Origin of the sequence: Chitinophaga oryziterrae (assembly GCF_009758125.1) — a bacterium.
Lineage (GTDB): Bacteria > Bacteroidota > Bacteroidia > Chitinophagales > Chitinophagaceae > Chitinophaga > Chitinophaga oryziterrae.
The window spans coordinates 790822-807446 of sequence record NZ_WRXO01000001.1 but is presented as its reverse complement, the minus strand read 5'-3'; the positions used below and the strand labels follow the sequence as shown (position 1 = coordinate 807446).

The window sequence follows — 16625 nt, the reverse complement described above, 5'->3', positions numbered from 1 at the left end:
GTCAGGACGGTATAAATGAGGGATGAAGAAGAGCGCAGGTGGCAAGTCCTGCGCTTTTCTTCAGTTTTTATTATATGTCCCTTTCTAATATTTCAAAAGTCGTCATCGTAATTATCAATGATCTATCACAATTACTTTGCACACATAGGCCTGTTTCCTGGAATCTTTATACGTTAATACCAGGAAGTAAGTGCCCGCCGGCATATCTGTTATCTGTACTTCTCCGCTCTTCACCACTACCTGTGAACGGACTACCTGTCCCCATGTATCGATCATCTGTAGTACCAACGGAACCTTGATACCCTTGATATCTACCTTGAACTGACCAAAGTTCGGGTTCGGATAAACAGTTACTTTTATCAGTGGTGGTACTTCTCTTACATCTGTGTACAGGTATTTACCTGATATAGACACTACCTTAATGCGATAGTAAGTCCATCCATCATAGCTGTTCGGATCTTCATAGAAATAATCCAGTCGGGAAGTACTGTTTCCTCCCGGTGCTTTTGTTGGTACAGTTGCAATTTTTGTGAATGAAGTTTCATTATCATACATCCGCTCTATCTCAAATACTGCGTTGTTGGTTTCACGGGAAGTTGTCCATACCAGGTCTGCCAGTGCATAACTTACGCGATAAGCATTAAAGTGTATGATATCAGCAGGCAGATAATATGCGATTGAAGCAAACTTGGTCAGATATGTGTTCATACCCAGGTCGGCAAAGGTGCGGGCATGCATAGTAGCACCGGTGAGTGCACCACTGTAAATCAGTGTACCGGGTCCCATATTATCATTCACACCTGTGCGTCTTTCCCAGTTACCACTTACAAACTGACTGATATAGCTGCTATCCCTGTTGGCCACATAATCCACTCCTTCCTCTGTATCCATATGTTGCAGGGTCATAGTCACAGGGCCCTGACCCGGGTTTTCCTGTCCTACATTCCAGGTTTTATACACTACGCTGTCGTTAATGGTGTAACCGGACATCGCAAACTGATAAACACTGTCAAACACTCTTGCTTTAAAATCATCTGCGGGACCACCATATACTACACCTGCGGGAGCATAGTTGGTAGCAGTAGTACCTATAGGAAATACGATGGGGCCTGTTGATGTTGTTAATTTCGAACGGTATAAAAAACCGCCTGAGCTACCGGTGCCGGTAACTACAAAACGTGACTGGTTATAACCGGTAATGTTGCCTGGGTTATTCTGGCCTACCTGCAAGTTCCATCCATTCAGGAAAATGCTGCCATTGGTGAATTTGAGGGTGTCCCTTACTTTCAGATCATTCAGGTCTGCCAGCAGTATACCGTTTGGGTTACTTACTTCCAGGTTGGGGAAACTGGCACCGGACCTGGATGCCACGTTATAACCACCTGCAACGGTTTGCTGACCGGTAATACCGGCAAAGCGGAAGATACCACCGATACCGTCCACACCTGAAGCACTTTCGTCTTTCAGTAAAGCAGCGAAACCATTGGTCCACTGCTTACCAATAAAATACAGAATGGATGAAGGATTTGAACCTAATAATCCGTCATTGGTAACATCACCAAAAAACGCAACGTTGCCATAACTCCATACCTTACCGTCCGAAGCGATGTAAGTCGCCTGCTGAGCGAAAGCATTTGTGAAAGAAATAAGGAAACATAATAAGAGTAAATATCGCTTCATGTAATTATTATGTTTTTACCATATTAAATCGATTTCTGTTATGTCAACATTTATAAAGTAGTTGATGTAATAATCCATCTGGCATCTGCTGCGGAATAGATCATTGTTACAGTACCTATTCCAGTAGTCACAATGTTAGCACCAGTAGTACTTATAATCCTGTTAGCTGCTGTACTCGATGCATTCTGATTTGCGATAGTCATATTACTAGTTGTATTATAGATGGTAATCATTTGCCCATCTACACCTGCCGCAATACCAGTAACTGTATAATTGCCGGTACTACTCGTAAGCCTGATAAAGGAATAATTTCCGATTGCCAGGTCATTATTAGTATTTGAAGAAATAGTTATAGAAGTACTTGCACCAGCTAATGTAGTAAACGCGCCTGAGGCCCTAGTAGTCGCTCCAACAGTCACACCATCCAATGCCGTTGTTTGTTTAATATCACCTGAAGAATTTATTACTAATGGATTACCTGTACCACTACTTGCCAGATTAACGATACGGATCGCATCGCTATTGGCATCAATATGTAAACGCTTCACAGGAGTAGCACCTGCGAGGCCAATACCTACGTTATTATTCTGCAGCCTCATTATTTCAGTGAATGTTGGGCCCGTATAATTATAACTTTTGAATACGATAGGCTCATCTCCATCATCTCCGATAATGAATTCAAAACCTCCGTTATTACTTGTACCTGTAGCGCCAAACTCAAAATAGTCAGTACCAGCGGAAGGTCCTTTCATTCTGAAATTACCATCTGAGGTAGTCCACATTTTAGGTTTATAAAAACTCACTGTTGCCGGTACTTCGAATTGTAGCGCAGAACGTACGTACGTTACTTTTTCATCCGGGTCGGTATAGTCTGTATAACTCTGAACAAGACCCAGAGTTTGTCTGCGTGCGAATTCCAGATAGGATAAGTTATTGGATTTGATGACCATTGCCTTGTCATCTGTGTTTCCAAGGAATGCAGTACTTGCATTACCGGTATTACCAGTGAGCAACCAGTTATTGGCAGCAGGATTACTAGTAACGATCACATCCCCGGTGGCGTTTACGGCCAATACATTCGGAAGTGGTGATTGCAATGTTGCGGCCCCCATTCCTGTAAGGCGCAACCCGGATAAACCGGAAGCGGCAACTGTACCCCCTACTTCCAATGTGTTGTTTGGACTGTTGGTACCAAGCCCTAAGCGGTTATTGGTATTATCCCAGAAGAAATTAGTGTTGTTCTGAGAGACTAACCCACTGGCACCTGTGAATAAAACAGAACCGGTAGTCAGTGATGGCAGGCTAAATGTTCCACCTACATTTCCGTTCCCACTCACAGCAAAACTGGCCGTTTGTGTGCCCGAGCTAATATTCTGAATATAATTCGTTGAACCGGAAGGGATATCCAGGGGATCTAATGCCCTGAAAGAAGGAACTCCGTTTGCGGCAACAGGTGCAGCAAATACGGTCCTTAATGTCTGTGAAGCAAGAGCTCCTGTTAATGTACCCGTTGATGTTACAGGACTACCACTTACAGTAAAAATGGATGGCAATGCCAATCCTACGGAAGTAACGGATCCGCTTCCGCTTGCAACAGCTTTGGGTAACCATGTGCTGGTGGCATTATCCCAGGAAAGCACATCGTTATTAGCAGGAGCATTGGTGGATATATTACGGCCCTGGAGCTGTGAAGCATTCCAGAGAGCGGAAGTATTTAAAGCTGAGATAACGCCTGCACCAGATAAGTTAATACCGGTACCTGCGCTGAATGCTGCTCTTGCCCTCGTATCAGTATAATAGAGGTTGACAGATTCAGAAATATTGTTAGTGGTTAAGTTAACAACCGGACCAGTTTGTCCGTTTACGGATGTAATGCCATTTGTTTCGTCTATCAATTTTCTCCAGATGCCATTCTTTCTTATATACAATAATTTATCAGTTACAGAGTAGATAAGCATGCCATCAGGGGCTGTACTTAAAGGCGCTACCGTGTAATCACTGACACGGGGTAATAATAAGCCTTGTTTATCACTGTTCAGATCTAATAAAGCAGATTTCTCAATTACATTAGGAGCCGTGCCCAGCTTAAGTTGCTGTGCGTTTACAAACGGGGTTAACAACAAAAACAGGCACATCAGCGCTCCACTGCATTTCATTGTTTTCATAGGTAATAATTGGTTTCAAGAAATATCATTTATAAAGATTAACAGGAGTGGTATAATACCACTCCTGTTATCTCATTTCTTATTATTTCTTGACGATATACCAATTAGCACCATCTGTCTGAACTGTAATATAAGTCCAGTCATTATAGATGATATAGCTGGCACCACCTTCAATAGTACCACCACCTGGCATTATAGTAACTGCATTATCAATATCACCAGTTCCGATTTTCTTAATAGTATAAATGCGGCCGGTAATAGCTGCTGAAGGAGCAGGTAAAGTAATAGTGAACCCTGCTGCAGTAGCATCAGCCAGAATTGTATTATCAGTAGCTGTGATCGTGTAAGCAGCAGTAACAGATTTGATCGCCATTGATACAGAACCCGCTACCTGTAAGGTAGAGTTGGCAACTGTATTTGCACCTACTGCAACATTTGCAGTGAAGCTCTTGTTACCGGCAAAAGTCTGGTCGGCAGAAGAAACAACACCTCGTTGAACAGCAGTGTGAGTAGCATCAATACCACTCGCATCCGGCAGATTGAAGGTTACTGTTTTAGCGGTACCATCGGCAACGATATTGAAATCTGCACCGGTAGTTCCACCCTGGAATTCAACACTTGTACCGCTTGTAGAAGCAGTTGCACCACCAGTAGTGATGAACTGTACAGCAGTAGTCAGTGCATCTAAATTAAATGCTTTCTTTTCAACAGCATTAGTTCCTGAGTTCTTAACCAACAGGTCGTAAGAAGGAGCAGTTGCAGTTGCCGCAACTGAACCTAAAGTAACAGCACCACCTAAAGTAGAAGCGCCAACTACATTCAATGTGCTGTTAAGGGTAGTAGCACCTGTTACACCTAATGTACTACCAACAGTAGTCGCACCGGTTAAGGTAGAAGTACCGGCAACACTCAGGTTATCTGCTAAAGTAGCAGCACCAGTCACACCCAATGTACCACCTACAGTAGTATTACCAGTTACATCTAATGTGCTGTTAAGCGTAGTAGCACCGGTTACACCTAATGTACCACCAACAGCAACCGCACCAGTAAAGGTCTTGTCGCCACCGAAGGTTTGTGCAGTAGTGGTAACGATACCAGCTAATGTTGCGCTGGCAGCTACTAATTCCAGTTTATAACTTGCAGTAGCGGCATTGTATGTAATCTGACCACCTCTGTTTTCCTGACCAGCAGCAATAGTGGTGATGAAATCTGCGATGGTGAAGTTACCACCAGCAGACAGTGCCTGTAATTTATCCCAGTCAGCTTTTGTTATAAAACCATATGGAGCGGTTGAAGACGCAGCCATAATAGGTGTGTTAATAGTGATCGCTTTTGTTGTTGGATCTTCTGTTACGTTCATGGTGGCAAAAGCAGAATCAGCTTTTACGGCAACATTGCTTAACAGAGAGCTAAAAGCGGTGATAGGTAATGTTCTTTTGGCAACAGTACCGGTAGTAGGATCAATCACCATTACATCAAATAAGGTAGCACTTGCAGCAACCTGTTTCAACTGTACGCTACCATCTGTCTGGATACTGATACCTTCCGTAGCATTAGAACGGAGAGACAACGGCATTGCGTCGGTAGTTCCAACATAATTAGCTGCCGTAGTACCGGTGTTACCAAGAAGGCTCCAGTTAGAAACCGCATCAGCAGCGCTGGAGATCTTTACCCAGGCACCCGCTTTACGCATGTATACCCCTTCAGTAGCAGGTACACCACTGGCGAGATAAACGATCATACCATCTACGATATCGGTTCCGATAGCCGCATCAATGGCTGTAAAATCTGCTAACCTTGGTAATAACAGACCCTGTTTGGTAGTTTCCAGATCCAGGATGGCTGATTTTTTAATTACAGAAGGATTATTACCTATTTTCATCTGGGCATTAGCCGCAGTTGCAGCCAGAGAAATAGCTCCGGCCATAATTAGTGTGCGCGAGACATTGCGTATAACTGCTTTCATAGTATAGGGATAGATAGATTTAATTGTTAATTGATTTATATAATATTTAACCGTTTATTAAAAAATATCAAAAGCGTCGGTTAAAAAAGAAGTGGATGTATATCGTTCACGTATTGTCATTGTCCACGAACCTGAAGTATCTGATTATAATTGTATTGTACAAATGTATAATATTATTAAACTTTATAAAATGACATCAATGTATCATTTTGGGAATCAATACATTTGTATATATAATTGATTATCATAGGTTAATAGTTATAATGCAAAAAAAGGGGGATAAGGATAGGATTGAAACAATACAATTTTTCATTGTAAATGATGGAGTTATGTAATATACTCCCTGAATTCATCTAACACATTAGTGCTATAATATGAATTGTAAATGACTTGTTAACCGATATTTTAGTACTTACAGATGTTAAAATAATACCATTATTGGTATTTTGAGTAAAGTAGAGTAACACGTTTGTAGAAATGGTACTACAAGGGAAATGGGATATTTTCTTTATTGCAGACTGGCGGGGATGCATGCACTTCTTAAAAGAAAAAGTTAAAATGAGCGGATAAGGTCAAAAACAAAAAAATAAGTTAAAATTTAAAACTATCTAAAATAACTGGTAGATCATAACACTTAAGGGTAAGCAAAACAACAAAAAAAATCCCGGGACAATGCCCGGGACCTTCTCAAAAACTATTTTATTGACTTAAATAAATTTCAGCACTTCTTCTCCCATTGCCGCCGTACCTAATATTTTGTCAGCAGGTGTTTGAGCATTGGCAATATCTCTTGTCCGGAAGCCTTCTTTTAATACATTCTCTACCGCTTTAATAACAGTTTCTGATTCGGCCTTCATATTAAAGGAGATGTCGAGTAACAAGGCTGCAGATAAGATAGAGGCTAATGGATTAGCCACTCCCATACCGGTAATGTCGTGAGCCGAGCCATGAATAGGCTCATATACACCCGTGCCATCGCCTATTGAAGCAGAGGCCAGCATACCCATAGAACCTGCTATCTGTGATGCCTCATCAGTGAGGATGTCACCGAACAGGTTTGCTGTAACGACTACATCAAAACGACGCGGATCTTTTATCAGCAGCATAGCTGTAGCATCAACGAACTGATGTTCAACTTCTACATCAGGATATTCCAGGGCTACTTTCTGTACTACTTCCCTCCACAGCCTGGATGTTTCAATCACATTGGCTTTATCTACAGAACATAATTTCTTTCTTCTGGTCCTGGCAGCGTCAAATGCCTTGCGGGCGATACGCTCTACCTCATAACGGCTGTATTCTGCAATATCATAGGCGGTATCACCATTATTCTTCCTTCCTTTTTCACCAAAATAAATATCGCCGGTCAGCTCGCGGAAAAATAAAATATCAGCACCTTTTAATATCTCCGGTTTGATACTGGAAGCTTCCAGTAATTCATCAAACAATTTGATAGGACGAAGATTCGCGTACAATCCCAGTTCTTTGCGCATTTTCAGTAAACCCTGTTCCGGTCTTACTTTAGCAGAAGGATCGTTATCGTATTTCGGATGGCCTACAGCGCCAAATAACACCGCATCAGACTTCCGCATTTTCTCAAGCGACTCGTCCGGTAAAGGGTTTCCTGTAGCCTCAATTGCCACATGACCGATCAATGCTTCATCGTAAGTAAATGTATGTCCAAATTTTACAGCGATTTTGTCCAAAACTTTTTTACCAACTGCTGTTACTTCCTGTCCTATTCCATCACCTGGAACAATTAAAATATGCTTGGTTGCCATCCGGTTATTTATTGAAATGAAGCGTGTTTTATATTAAATTAAGCATTTTTTGTGTGGCCTTTATTGCCGATACGGTCTGATCACTGTCAAGGCCTCTTGTTTTGAACTCTTTGTTACTATAGTTCCAGGTAATAATTGTTTCGCATAAAGCATCAGTTTTACCACCTGGGGGTATACGAACAGCATAATCCGTTAATGTGGGCAATTCCTGCTTCTTTTTCTTATACACTTTCTTCAGTGCATTCATAAAAGCATCATATTGCCCGTCACCTTGCGCATGTTCTTCAAACAGTTCACCATTAATAACGATCTCCACCGTTGCGGAAGGTCTGAGCCTGCTTGCATGAGTAAGCACATAGTTCTCTATCCTCACTTTGTTCTCAATCGTATTACTGTCCAATATATCAGAAATGATATAAGGAAGATCAGCCTGCGTAACGACTTCTTTCCTGTCTCCCAGTTCAATGATCCGCTGTGTTACTTTTTTCAGGTCAGGTTCGGAAAGCTGTATGCCCAACTGTTGTAAATTGTTTTCAATATTGGCTTTACCGCTTGTTTTACCTAAAGCATATTCGCGTTTACGGCCAAAACGTTCCGGCATCAGGTCGCTGAAGTACAATTTATTCTTTTTGTCACCATCAGCATGAATACCGGCCGTTTGTGTAAACACATTCTCTCCCACTACCGGTTTATTAACCGGGATACGGAAACCGGAAAAGGTTTCTACCAGTTTGCTTACAGTATATAATGATTTTTCCGCCACTGAAGTTTTTACAGAAGGCATAAAATCATTCAGTACGGCGATCGCACTGGCTAAAGGTGCATTACCGGCCCTTTCTCCCATGCCGTTAATGGTAAGATGGATACCATGCGCACCCGCCTTTACTCCTTCCAGCACATTTGCTGTACCCAGATCATAGTCATTATGTGCATGAAAATCGAAATGAATACCAGGATAGCGTTGTACAATCTCTGAAATGTATGCATACACTTCAGAAGGAATGAGTACCCCTAAAGTATCCGGTAGCATAATCCTTTTTACAGGCTGATGCTGTAAAAAATCCAGGTATTGAAAAACATATTCCTTAGAGTCGCGCATACCATTGCTCCAGTCCTCCAGATACACATTACACTCCAATCCCTTCTTCTTTGCCAGCGCAATAACGGCAGCGACTTCCTCAAAATGCTGTTCAGGCTTTTTCTTTAACTGGTGTGTTAAATGATTAAGGGAACCTTTCGTCAGCAGGTTCATTACTTTGGCCCCTGCTTTCTGCATCCATTGAACAGAAACATCCCCATCAACAAACGTCAGTACTTCTATCCTGTTTAAAAAACCGTTTGCCTTTGCCCATTTGGTAATAGCTTTTACAGCAGCAAATTCTCCCTCAGATACACGAGCCGACGCAATTTCGATCCTGTCCACTTTTACTTCAGTTAATAAAAGCTGGGCAATGGTCAATTTTTCGATCGGAGAGAAAGAAACACCGCTGGTTTGTTCACCATCACGAAGGGTGGTATCCATTACTTCAATATAACGCTGGCTAACTGACATAGTAGTTCTGAGCTGTTTTTTTAATACATGCTTTTTTCAGCAAATAATTGGATTTCGCTTTTCATGGCCTGCAGATAGTCAATATCATCATAGCCATTCGTCATGTTATGTTTTTTATAGGTATTGATATCAAATGATTCACTTTCCCCTGTTGTGAGGATGGTAATCTTCTGCTCAGGAAGGTTCACTTCAAGTTCTGCCGCAGGATTTGCTTCAATAGCCGTAAATATCTTGTCTAAAAATACAGCGCTTACCTGTACGGGTAATATGCCGATGTTCAGAGAATTGTTCTTAAAGATATCAGCAAAGAAACTGGATACCACACAACGGAAGCCATAATCATATATAGCCCATGCCGCATGTTCACGGCTGCTGCCACTTCCAAAGTTCTTGCCGCCTACCAGTATTTTGCCTGAATAAATAGGGTTATTCAGCACGAAATCTTTTTTCTCTGATCCATCTGTGTTATAGCGCCAGTCGCGAAAAAGATTATCACCAAACCCTTTACGCTCGGTTGCTTTTAAAAAACGGGCGGGAATGATCTGATCAGTGTCCACATTTTCAATCGGCATAGGAACCGCTGAACTTTTTAATACTGTGAATTTATCGTAAGCCATTTTTTAATTATATCGTCGTTTATAATTTTTTGTTTCACTATTATTCAGCCATTAATGCTCTCGGGTCTGTTACAACACCGGTTACGGCTGCTGCCGCTGCCACCAGCGGACTTGCCAGCATTGTTCTCGCTCCAGGTCCCTGTCTTCCTTCAAAATTCCTGTTGCTGGTACTTACTGCATACTTACCTGCAGGAATTTTATCATCATTCATTGCCAGGCAGGCAGAACATCCGGGCTGACGTAACTGGAATCCGGCTTCAGTCAGGATATCCAATATCCCTTCCTCTTTAATCTGTTGTTCCACGATATGAGAACCGGGTACTATCCATGCCGTAATGTGTTCGGCTTTTTTACGACCTTTTACTATAGATGCAAATGCACGGAAATCTTCAATACGTCCATTGGTACAGCTACCGACAAATATATAATCCACCTTTTTCCCAAGCATTCCGTCTTCTTCATGAAAGCCCATATATTCAAGTGACTTTTCATAACTGGCTTTACTACCACCGGTTTCCGCCGCAACAGGGATATGTCTGGTGATTCCCATACCCATACCCGGATTGGTACCGTAAGTGATCATAGGCTCTATATCTGCCGCATCAAAATTATATTCCAGGTCAAAACCTGCGCCTTCATCGGTCTTCAGTGTTTTCCAGTAGGCAAGCGCTGTATCCCAGGCAGCATCTTTCGGTGCTTTTTCCCGGCCTTTGATGTAAGCAAAAGTAGTTTCATCAGGTGCGATCATACCACCACGGGCCCCCATCTCAATACTCATATTACAAACAGTCATACGGCCTTCCATACTCATGTTCTCAAATACTTCTCCTGCAAATTCAACAAAATAGCCGGTAGCACCCGCTGCAGTCAATTTAGCAATGATATAGAGTACCACATCTTTCGGAACGATGCCTTTACCCAGCTTACCATTCACATTTATGCGCATTTTCTTTGGCTTGGGCTGCATAATACATTGTGAAGAAAGTACCATTTCCACTTCGGAAGTACCAATACCAAATGCGATAGCGCCAAATGCACCATGAGTAGATGTATGTGAATCTCCGCAAACAATTGTCATACCTGGAAGTGTGATCCCGTTTTCGGGACCAACCACATGTACAATACCGTTCTTTGGATTACCTAAGCCCCAGTGCGAAATACCATATTTTGCCGAGTTGGTTTCCAAAGCCTTCAACTGATTGGCAGAAAGCGGGTCCTGTACAGGCAGGTGCTGGTTGATGGTAGGTGTATTATGATCAGCCGTAGCAAATGTTTTTCCGGAAAACATTACTTTAAGTCCCCGGCTTTCCAAACCCAGGAAAGCTACCGGGCTGGTTACCTCATGAATAAAATGCCGGTCTATAAAAAGTACATCAGGGCCATCTTCAATTTTCCTGACCACGTGGGAATCCCATACTTTATCAAATAATGTAGTTGGTATCTGGCTCATTTGTCATAATTTAAAAGTGAGTGTAAAATTCTTAAAATATATCCAGATAATCACCATTTTATCTGAATTATTTCTAACAATAACAGAGATCCCTTACAAATCAAGGCCATAAGAATAGCCAAAATCCCCTGTCAGGCAGGTCATAATCATAAAATAAATATTTAATTTATTTTATAACTAATCTATAAACAGCAGAATATTAACACTAAAGTGCTACTTTTTAGGGCAAAAAAAATCCCGGGACGATGCCCGGGACTTTCTCAAAAACAATTTTTATCAACTATGGCTTACTGTTTATGCTTCTTTCTGATCAGAGATCGTGTTCTTTTCTTCTGAATTCTTCAGGGTGAAAGTCAATTTCTGATTTTCCTTGTCGAGGTCAGCGATCAGAATATCTCCGTTGTGAATATTCATATTCAGTATCTCTTCTGCCAAAGGATCTTCCAGGTATTTCTGGATGGCCCTGTGCAGCGGACGTGCACCGAATTGCTGGTCGTATCCTTTCTCTGCGAGGAAGCCTTTCGCTGCTTCTGTCAGTTCCAGGCTGAAGCCCAGGTTTTCAAGGCGTTTCAGCACGCTCTTCATAGTGATATCTATAATGGTATAGATATGTTCCTTGCTGAGTGAGTTGAATATGATCACATCATCTATACGGTTCAGGAATTCAGGAGAGAAGGTACGTTTCAGTGCTTTTTCAATCACTGATTTGGTGTTCTCGTCTTCATTGCCTGATTTAGCAGCGGTAGTGAAACCAACACCGGCTCCGAAGTCTTTCAACTGACGGGCCCCGATGTTAGAGGTCATGATGATCAGTGTATTCTTGAAATCCACTTTACGACCAAGACCATCTGTGAGGATACCATCGTCCAGCACCTGTAACAGGATATTGTAGATATCCGGATGTGCTTTTTCGATTTCATCCAGCAGGATCACGGAGTAAGGTTTACGGCGAACTTTTTCAGTCAGCTGACCACCTTCTTCATATCCTACATAGCCCGGAGGCGCTCCGATCAGACGGCTCAGGGAGAATTTCTCCATGTATTCCGTCATATCGATACGGATCAGTGCATCTTCGGAGTCGAACATGTAGCGTGCCAGCGATTTAGCCAGCTCGGTTTTACCCACGCCTGTTGGTCCGAGGAATATGAAGGTACCGATTGGTTTCTTAGGATCTTTCAATCCTACACGGTTACGCTGTATTGCTTTGGTTACTTTGCTGATAGCATCATCCTGTCCTACAACAGCACCTTTCAGGTCATCGCCCATGCGGCGCAGTTTCTCAGTTTCGGCCTGTACCATCCTTTTAACAGGGATACCGGTCATCATGCTTACTACTTCAGCAATCGCTTCTTCATCAATCGGGTAGCGTTTGTGCTTCACTTCTTCTTCCCACACTGCTTTTGCACGTTCCAGGTCTTCACCCAGTTTCTTCTCAGTGTCGCGCAGCGCCGCTGCTTCTTCGAAACGCTGGCTCTTTACAACTTTATTCTTTTCCTGCTTGATATCTTCGATCTGTTTTTCCAGGTCGAGGATGTTGGTAGGAACGTTGATGTTCTTTAAGTGTACACGGGCACCTACTTCATCCAGTACGTCTATCGCCTTGTCGGGCAGTAAACGGTCTGTCATGTAACGGTCGCTCAGTTTCACGCAGGCATCGATTGCATCCTGAGAATAGCTCACGTTATGATACTCTTCATAGCGGGGCTTGATGTTGTTCAGGATCTGAATGGTTTCTTCTACGGTTGGAGGTTCTACCATTACTTTCTGGAAACGACGGTCTAAAGCACCATCTTTCTCGATGTACATGCGGTATTCATCCAAAGTAGAAGCACCGATGCATTGCAGTTCTCCGCGAGCCAGTGCCGGTTTGAAGATGTTGGAAGCATCCAGCGAGCCGGAAGCACCACCAGCACCTACGATCGTGTGGATCTCATCAATGAACAATATCACATCCCGGTTCTTCTCCAGTTCATTCATGATAGCCTTCATCCTTTCCTCAAACTGGCCACGGTACTTGGTACCAGCCACCAGCGCTGCCAGGTCGAGGCTTACCACGCGCTTGTCAAAAAGCACGCGGGATACCTTACGCTGCACAATGCGCAGTGCCAGGCCCTCCACGATAGCGGTTTTACCCACTCCCGGTTCCCCGATGAGGATAGGATTGTTCTTTTTACGGCGGGACAATATCTGCGATACACGCTCAATTTCCTGCTCGCGACCCACGATCGGATCTAAGCTGCCACTCTCGGCCAGCTTGGTAATGTCCCGGCCGAAATTATCCAGCACGGGGGTTTTAGACTTTGTATTAGTTTGTTTGGCTTTCGAGGCAAAACTCTTGCGTTCATCTTCAAATTCTTCCTCTCCAGGATCATCAAACTCTGCTTTGGGATCAGCAGATTTTACAAAGCCCAGTTCGTTTTTAAAAGTGTCGTAATCCACGTCAAACTGTTGTAAGATTTGTGTACAAACGTTTTCTTTATTCTTGAGGATAGAAAGCATTAAATGCTCTGTCTCTACAGTAGGGCTTTTCAGCGCCTTTGCTTCAAGTACGGTTACCCGTATGACCTTTTCTGCCTGCCTTGTAAGCGGGAGACTATTGATATTGGCGATGTTTTTTCCTGTCTTGTCTTTGACGGCCAATTCAACCTCCTTACGCAGTTCATAAAGGTCTACATTTAAAGCCTGCAGAATTTTAACAGCTGTCCCTTCCCCTTCTCTTATAATGCCGAGCAGCAGGTGTTCTGTGCCGATGAAATCATTCCCTAAGCGAAGAGCTTCCTCCCTGCTGAACGAAATAATTTCCTTTACTTGCGGTGAAAAATTCTGGTCCATTGTGAGAATATTAAATTATTAAAACCCTTACGGGGACTTGCTTATACAATATTAGCAAATAATTTTGATTTACCTTTACCCTAACACTTTAATAGTATAGGTGAGAGCGAAGTAAGAAGAAGGCTGTTTTTCGGCAGGATTCCAGATTACTTATTTACTAATTTATAAAACAAAATCTTGCTAATGAAATTCAAAATTGATACCAAAGAAAAAATAGTGGTAATAAGTCCGGAAATTAGTGAGTTGAATGCTAATTTGGCAGCCCCCTTTATCACCGGCATCTCTGAATTACCTGAAATGGAAGGACGTAACCTTATACTGGACATGGCATTAGTGGAAAAGGCCGACGATATTGGGATTCAAGCCATATTAACAGTCTATCACCAGCAGTATGACAGCGCCCTCTCCTGCGCTATCACTGGCCTTAACAGCGCTTTAACACTTCTCATCAAGCAAGCAGACGAAACCGTGTATAACCTTGCTCCTACTATGACTGAGGCGATTGACCTGGTGATGATGGAAGATCTTGAGAGAGAGTTGCTGCAGGACGAAGAATAATTTCTCTGTGTATCAATCTGATGCCAAATGTTATTCCCAAATGTGGATTTATGTTCCATTTTACGGAAAATGATTTCTAATTATTTATTTTAGCGCATGTTTGCGGTAACCATCTTAGGTAATAATTCAGCTATCCCCACGTTAGACAGACATCCGACGGCACAGATAGTTACGTGTAATGATCAGTTGCTGCTCGTAGACTGTGGTGAGGGCACCCAGCTGCAAATGGCCCGTTACAAAATCAAAAGAAGCCGGTTAAGGTACATCTTCATCAGTCATCTGCATGGGGATCACTACTTTGGACTCATAGGGCTCCTCAACAGCCTTAGCCTGTTAGGCAGAACAGAGACTTTAACCGTATTTGCTCCTCCAGAACTGGAAACGATTCTCCTTCTCCAGCTCGAGTGCTCCGGCACTACCCTGCAGTTTCAGTTGCAATTTGTCCCCTTAACAGCAGAGAACCAGGGTGTTATCCTGGAAGATAAGGACCTGTGCGTCAGCTTCTTCCCTACCAGACACCGTATTCCCTGTTATGGTTTCATCTTCGAAGTACAGAAACGTAAACGCAAGATCATCCCGGAACAAACCAGGGCATATGAAATCCCGGCGGCTTATTTCTCCAAACTGCAGGAAGGTGCTGATTACCAGCGTAAAGATGGCTTGCTGGTGAAAAACGACTGGGTAACATTACCGCCTTTACCAGGCAAAAGGTATGTGTACTGTGCAGATACGATGTATACGGAGGAACTCCTGCCCCATGCTGAAAAAGCCGATCTTCTTTACCACGAAACAACTTATCTCCATAATCTGGCAGAAAGAGCCGCAGAACGTTATCACAGCACCAGTGTGCAGGCAGCTACCCTGGCGCTGAACGCAGACGCAAAACGACTGATAATCGGACATTTCTCCTCCAAGTATTCCGATCTGGAACCTTTCCTGGAAGAAAGCCGTCCTGTATTTGAAAATACAGACCTGGCCGAAGAAGGGGTAACATATCTGATTTAAAATATTTCTGTATAAAAAAATCCCCGTCTTTTGGACGGGGATTGATATTTTAAAAGGCAAATGCCCCATTTATTTGTAATTCTTAAAGAAAGCACTGATCCGGCTCTTTAAGCCATCACTTACCGGTACTACCGGTAAACGGAACACGTTTTCACTAATTCCGGCGTCATGTAAGAACGCTTTTACCCCGGCAGGGTTATTCTCTTCAAACATCAGATCAAATGCTTCCTGGAGCTTATAATGCAATTTACGGGCTAATGGCATATCGTTCCCCAGAGCGGCTTTAATCATACCAGATACATCTTTGGCAAAATAGTTCGCTGCTACTGAGATCAGACCATCCATACCGGCAGCTACCTGCGGCATTGCCAGTGCATCATCCCCGCTGATAACGAGGAAGTCTTTCGGCTTGTCTTTGATGATCTGCATACACTGCACCATATCCCCGCTGGCTTCCTTCATAGCTACGATGTTCGGCACCTCGTGAGCCAGTCTGAGCGTGGTCTGGGCACTCATATTGCGGCCCGTACGGCCGGGAACGTTATACAGGATGATTGGCTTCGGGGAAGCCGCAGCAATCGCTTTATAATGCTGGAAGATCCCTTCCTGACTAGGCTTGCTGTAATAAGGCGCAACGCTCAGGACCGCTACCGCCTGGTCCAGGGGGCAGGTTTCCAGTCGCTTCACCACATCACGGGTGTTATAATCACCGATGCCTACCACTACAGGAACACGCTTGCTTACTTTTTCGAATGTGAATTTCATAAGTTCCAGCTTCTCATCTGCGCTGAGAGTGGGTGTTTCTCCGGTGGTACCCAGGGGTACTACATAGTCTACCCCGCCGGTAATCACATGATCAATCAATCTTTCAAAAGCATTCCAATCGATGCTTTCATCCTTTTTAAAGGGCGTAACCAGCGCAACGCCGGTGCCTCTTAATTGTTCCATATCTTATTAAGTTCCAGATAACAAATTCCAAATTACCTCTTTCCGTTCCCCTAAGGAGCTGCAAAGATGAT

Annotated in this window: 11 protein-coding genes; 2 read left to right on the top strand and 9 right to left on the bottom strand. The window is 43.1% G+C overall.

The genetic code is table 11. The features are described 5' to 3' along the window. Positions 1 to 114: 114 nt before the first annotated feature. The 8 genes from GO495_RS03240 to GO495_RS03205 form a co-directional block, all read right to left on the bottom strand. On the bottom strand, positions 115 to 1680 hold the full coding sequence (locus tag GO495_RS03240; RefSeq protein ID WP_157298253.1) for a T9SS type A sorting domain-containing protein: 1566 nt from the start codon (positions 1678 to 1680) through the stop codon (positions 115 to 117). A gap of 50 nt (positions 1681 to 1730) precedes the next feature. After that, positions 1731 to 3845 (bottom strand): autotransporter outer membrane beta-barrel domain-containing protein, encoded by a 2115-nt coding sequence (locus GO495_RS03235; RefSeq protein WP_157298252.1) that lies wholly within the window; start codon positions 3843 to 3845, stop codon positions 1731 to 1733. A gap of 82 nt (positions 3846 to 3927) precedes the next feature. After that, positions 3928 to 5811, bottom strand: coding sequence for a beta strand repeat-containing protein (locus GO495_RS03230; RefSeq protein ID WP_157298251.1), 1884 nt, complete (start codon positions 5809 to 5811; stop codon positions 3928 to 3930). A gap of 707 nt (positions 5812 to 6518) precedes the next feature. After that, positions 6519 to 7592: a 3-isopropylmalate dehydrogenase gene (gene leuB, locus GO495_RS03225; RefSeq protein WP_157298250.1), complete on the bottom strand. Its 1074-nt coding sequence runs from the start codon at positions 7590 to 7592 to the stop codon at positions 6519 to 6521. Positions 7593 to 7620: 28 nt separating this feature from the next. Then, positions 7621 to 9144 carry an alpha-isopropylmalate synthase regulatory domain-containing protein gene (locus GO495_RS03220; protein ID WP_157298249.1) on the bottom strand — a complete coding sequence of 508 codons (1524 nt, stop codon included), beginning with the start codon at positions 9142 to 9144 and terminating at the stop codon, positions 7621 to 7623. A gap of 20 nt (positions 9145 to 9164) precedes the next feature. Then, positions 9165 to 9761, bottom strand: a complete 597-nt coding sequence (gene leuD / locus GO495_RS03215) for a 3-isopropylmalate dehydratase small subunit (RefSeq protein ID WP_157298248.1) — start codon at positions 9759 to 9761, stop codon at positions 9165 to 9167. Positions 9762 to 9801: 40 nt separating this feature from the next. Continuing rightward, on the bottom strand, positions 9802 to 11211 hold the full coding sequence (leuC, locus tag GO495_RS03210) for a 3-isopropylmalate dehydratase large subunit (protein ID WP_157298247.1): 1410 nt from the start codon (positions 11209 to 11211) through the stop codon (positions 9802 to 9804). 294 nt (positions 11212 to 11505) lie between these two features. After that, positions 11506 to 14043 (bottom strand): ATP-dependent Clp protease ATP-binding subunit, encoded by a 2538-nt coding sequence (locus GO495_RS03205; protein WP_157298246.1) that lies wholly within the window; start codon positions 14041 to 14043, stop codon positions 11506 to 11508. 183 nt (positions 14044 to 14226) lie between these two features. On the opposite strand from GO495_RS03205, the gene GO495_RS03200 reads away from it, so the two are divergent. After that, positions 14227 to 14601, top strand: a complete 375-nt coding sequence (locus GO495_RS03200; RefSeq protein ID WP_157298245.1) for an STAS domain-containing protein — start codon at positions 14227 to 14229, stop codon at positions 14599 to 14601. A gap of 96 nt (positions 14602 to 14697) precedes the next feature. Beyond that, positions 14698 to 15606, top strand: a complete 909-nt coding sequence (locus GO495_RS03195; protein ID WP_157298244.1) for a ribonuclease Z — start codon at positions 14698 to 14700, stop codon at positions 15604 to 15606. Between the two features lie 69 nt (positions 15607 to 15675). Here GO495_RS03195 and dapA read toward each other — a convergent pair whose 3' ends face one another. After that, the gene (gene dapA / locus GO495_RS03190) at positions 15676 to 16554 is read right to left on the bottom strand and encodes a 4-hydroxy-tetrahydrodipicolinate synthase (protein WP_157298243.1); all 879 of its coding nucleotides are present in this window, start codon (positions 16552 to 16554) and stop codon (positions 15676 to 15678) included. Positions 16555 to 16625 lie beyond the last annotated feature (71 nt).

Coding starts and splice junctions, on each gene's coding strand:
- GO495_RS03240 (WP_157298253.1), bottom strand. CDS start 1,680: ATGAAGCGATATTTACTCTTATTATGTTTCCTTATTTCTTTCACAAAT.
- GO495_RS03235 (WP_157298252.1), bottom strand. CDS start 3,845: ATGAAAACAATGAAATGCAGTGGAGCGCTGATGTGCCTGTTTTTGTTG.
- GO495_RS03230 (WP_157298251.1), bottom strand. CDS start 5,811: ATGAAAGCAGTTATACGCAATGTCTCGCGCACACTAATTATGGCCGGA.
- leuB (WP_157298250.1), bottom strand. CDS start 7,592: ATGGCAACCAAGCATATTTTAATTGTTCCAGGTGATGGAATAGGACAG.
- GO495_RS03220 (WP_157298249.1), bottom strand. CDS start 9,144: ATGTCAGTTAGCCAGCGTTATATTGAAGTAATGGATACCACCCTTCGT.
- leuD (WP_157298248.1), bottom strand. CDS start 9,761: ATGGCTTACGATAAATTCACAGTATTAAAAAGTTCAGCGGTTCCTATG.
- leuC (WP_157298247.1), bottom strand. CDS start 11,211: ATGAGCCAGATACCAACTACATTATTTGATAAAGTATGGGATTCCCAC.
- GO495_RS03205 (WP_157298246.1), bottom strand. CDS start 14,043: ATGGACCAGAATTTTTCACCGCAAGTAAAGGAAATTATTTCGTTCAGC.
- GO495_RS03200 (WP_157298245.1), top strand. CDS start 14,227: ATGAAATTCAAAATTGATACCAAAGAAAAAATAGTGGTAATAAGTCCG.
- GO495_RS03195 (WP_157298244.1), top strand. CDS start 14,698: ATGTTTGCGGTAACCATCTTAGGTAATAATTCAGCTATCCCCACGTTA.
- dapA (WP_157298243.1), bottom strand. CDS start 16,554: ATGGAACAATTAAGAGGCACCGGCGTTGCGCTGGTTACGCCCTTTAAA.